The organism is Aeromicrobium sp. PFPM2_SD2, from assembly GCF_057364525.1.
The window spans coordinates 1-3,195 of the sequence record NZ_JBNFNZ010000299.1 but is presented as its reverse complement, the minus strand read 5'-3'; the positions used below and the strand labels follow the sequence as shown (position 1 = coordinate 3,195).

Sequence of the window (3,195 nt, the reverse complement as noted above, 5' to 3'; positions counted from 1 at the left end):
CGGCCCTCCAGGCGGTGCGGGCACCACGCGGTTGGCGGAAGCGTGGCGCAGGCGGGCGGCGGGGGACCGAGGCGCGCGTGGCGCCGTACCTGTTCGTCTCGCCGTTCTTCCTGGTCTTCGCCGTGTTCGGCCTGTTCCCGCTGCTCTACACCGCGTGGGTCTCGCTGCACAACTGGAGCCTGCTGGCCGGCAACGAGGGCTTCGTGGGGCTGGGCAACTACCGCGACCTGGCCACCGACGACCAGTTCTGGCGGGCGCTGGTCAACACGCTCGGCATCTTCGTCATCGCGACCGTGCCGCAGCTGGTCGCGGCGACGCTGCTGGCCCAGGCGCTCAACCACGGCCTGCGGGCGCGGACGTTCTGGCGGATGAGCGTGCTCGTCCCGAACGTCACCTCGGTCGCCGCGGTGGGCATCATCTTCTCGCTCATCTTCGCCCGCGACTTCGGCATCGTGAACTGGGTGCTCGACTCGGTCGGCGTCGGCGCGATCGACTGGCAGGCGCACCGCTGGTCGTCCTGGCTGGCCATCTCGGTGATGGTCGACTGGCGCTGGACCGGCTACAACGCGCTCATCCTGCTCGCCGCGCTGCAGTCGGTGCCCAAGGAGCTGTACGAGGCGGCGCGCATCGACGGCGCGTCGGCCTGGCGGCAGTTCTGGAGCATCACGGTCCCGATGCTGCGTCCCACCCTCGTCTTCGTCACCATCGTGGCCACCATCGGCGGCGTCCAGCTGTTCACCGAGCCGTTGCTGTTCGGCTCCGGCGTCAACGCCATCGCCGGCGGCACCACGGGCCAGTTCCAGACCGTCGCCATGTACCTCGTGCAGGAGGCCTTCACCGGCCAGCGCTTCGGCTACGCGGCCACGATCGCCTGGGTGCTGTTCCTGCTCATCGGCCTGGTGTCGGCCCTCAACCTCCTGCTCCTGCGACGCATCCGATCGGCGGACTGACCATGCGACGTGCACCCGTCACCCTCTACGTGGCGCTGGCCCTGACCGGCCTGCTCTCCATCGCGCCGCTGTACTTCATGCTGGTCATGGCCTCGCGCACGACCAGCGAGATCCTCAGCCTGCCGCCGCCGCTGGTCCCCGGAGGCGAGCTGTTCGGCAACATCGAGCGGGTCTTCGCCAACGACGACGTCATCTTCGGCCAGGCGCTGCTGAACAGCCTGATCGTCGCCGGCGTCACCACCGTCTCGGTCGTCGTCTGCTCGTCCCTGGCCGGCTTCGCGTTCGCCAAGCTGCGGTTCCGCGGCCGCAACGCGCTGCTGCTGGTGGTCGTGGGGACGATGATGATCCCGGTGCAGCTCGGCCTGGTGCCGCTGTACATGCTCATGACCAAGCTCGGGCTCAACGGCCAGCTGTCGTCGGTGATCCTGCCGTTCCTGGTCACCGGGTTCGGCGTGTTCATGATGCGCCAGTACGCCAGCCAGGCGATCCCCGACGAGCTCATCGAGGCGGCCCGGCTCGACGGGGCGTCCACGTGGCGCATCTTCCGCAGCATCGTCTTCCCGGTGCTCCGCCCGGCGGCGGCCGTCCTGGGGCTGCTGACGTTCATGGAGCGCTGGAACGACTTCCTGTGGCCCTACCTCACGCTCGACGCCGAGCACCCCACCGTCCAGGTCGCGCTCTCGCGGCTCTCGGGCGGCTACTACACCGACCAGGCGCTGGTGATGGCCGCAACCCTCATGGGCACCCTGCCGCTCGTCGTGGTCTTCGTCCTGTTCGGCCGCCAGATCATCGGCGGCATCATGGAAGGCGGTCTCAAGGCATGACGCTCGACCCCGCAGCACTCGGTCCCGACTTCACCTGGGGCGTCGCGACGTCCTCCTTCCAGGTCGAGGGGGCGGTCGACGTGGACGGCCGCACGCCCTCGATCTGGGACGCCTTCTGCGCCACCCCCGGGCGCGTGCGCGACGGCGACACCGGCGAGCCGGGGTGCGACCACTACCGCCGCTGGGAGCAGGACGTCGACCTCATGGACGACCTCGGGGTGGACGCCTACCGGCTCTCGCTCTCGTGGCCGCGCGTCCAGCCCGGCGGCAAGGGCCCGGCCAACCAGCTCGGCGTCGACTTCTACGACCGCCTGGTCGACCGGCTGCTCGAGCGCGGCATCACCCCGTGGATCACGCTGTACCACTGGGACCTGCCGCTCGAGCTGGAGCAGGCCGGCGGCTGGCCGCTGCGCGACACCGCCGAGCGGTTCGCCGACATGACCACCCTGGCCGCCGACGCGCTGGGGGACCGGGTCAAGCACTGGATCACGCTCAACGAGCCGTGGTGCTCGGCGTTCCTGGGCTACGGCAGCGGCGTCCACGCGCCCGGCCGCACCGACCCCGCCGCGGCCCTCGCGGCGTCCCACCACCTGATGCTCGGGCACGGCCTGGCCGTCGAGCGGCTGCGCGCCGCCGTGCCGGACGCGCAGGTCGGCGTGACGGTGAACCTGTACCCGGTCTCGCCGGTCGACGACTCCGGACGCCACGACGACGCCGTCCGGCGCGTCGACGGGCTCATGAACCGCTGGTTCCTGGACCCGATGCTGCGCGGCGCGTACCCGGCCGACGTGCTCGAGGACGTCCGCAGCGTCACCGACGCCTCGTTCGTCCAGGACGGCGACCTGGCGACCATGTCGCCGGCGCTCGACTTCCTCGGCGTCAACTACTACACGCGGCACGTGGTGGGGGCGACGCCGTGGCCGTCCGCGTCGTTCGCGCAGTTCCACAGCCGCGACGTGCCCAAGACCGCCCTGGGCTGGGACGTCGATCCGGCGGGGCTCACCGAGGTGCTGGAGCGGCTGCACCGCGAGTACCCGCCGCTGCCGCTCTACATCACCGAGAACGGCGCCGCGTTCGACGACGTGCTCGAGGACGGGGCGGTGCACGACGCGGACCGGGTCGCCTTCCTGCGCGACCACCTGGCCGCGGTCGTCGACGCCCAGCGGGCGGGGGCGGACGTCCAGGGCTACTTCGCGTGGTCGCTCATGGACAACTTCGAGTGGGCCGAGGGGTACGCGTCGCGGTTCGGCATCGTGCACGTCGACTTCGACACCCAGGAGCGGACGCTCAAGGACAGCGCGCACTGGTACAAAGACCTCATGAACGCCCACCGCGGACGAGCCGGCCGGACCGGCGTCCCGCACGACGGGAGCCGCGCCGGGTGAGCGCCGTCGGGGCCGCCGACCCTGGAGCAGGTCGCC

At 71.1% G+C, this 3,195-nt stretch carries 3 protein-coding genes; all 3 read left to right on the top strand.

The window, feature by feature from the left end; genetic code table 11:
* Positions 1 to 77: 77 nt before the first annotated feature.
* The 3 genes from AC2W7G_RS12455 to AC2W7G_RS12445 are packed head-to-tail and all read left to right on the top strand — an operon-like array spanning position 78 to position 3,159.
* The gene (locus tag AC2W7G_RS12455; RefSeq protein WP_485868720.1) at positions 78 to 950 is read left to right on the top strand and encodes a carbohydrate ABC transporter permease; all 873 of its coding nucleotides are present in this window, start codon (positions 78 to 80) and stop codon (positions 948 to 950) included.
* A gap of 2 nt (positions 951 to 952) precedes the next feature.
* The gene (locus AC2W7G_RS12450; protein ID WP_485868719.1) at positions 953 to 1,774 is read left to right on the top strand and encodes a carbohydrate ABC transporter permease; all 822 of its coding nucleotides are present in this window, start codon (positions 953 to 955) and stop codon (positions 1,772 to 1,774) included.
* A complete protein-coding gene (locus AC2W7G_RS12445) occupies positions 1,771 to 3,159 on the top strand; it encodes a GH1 family beta-glucosidase (protein ID WP_485868718.1) in 1,389 nt (462 codons plus the stop codon). Before AC2W7G_RS12450 ends, AC2W7G_RS12445 begins: the two co-directional genes overlap by 4 nt.
* Positions 3,160 to 3,195 lie beyond the last annotated feature (36 nt).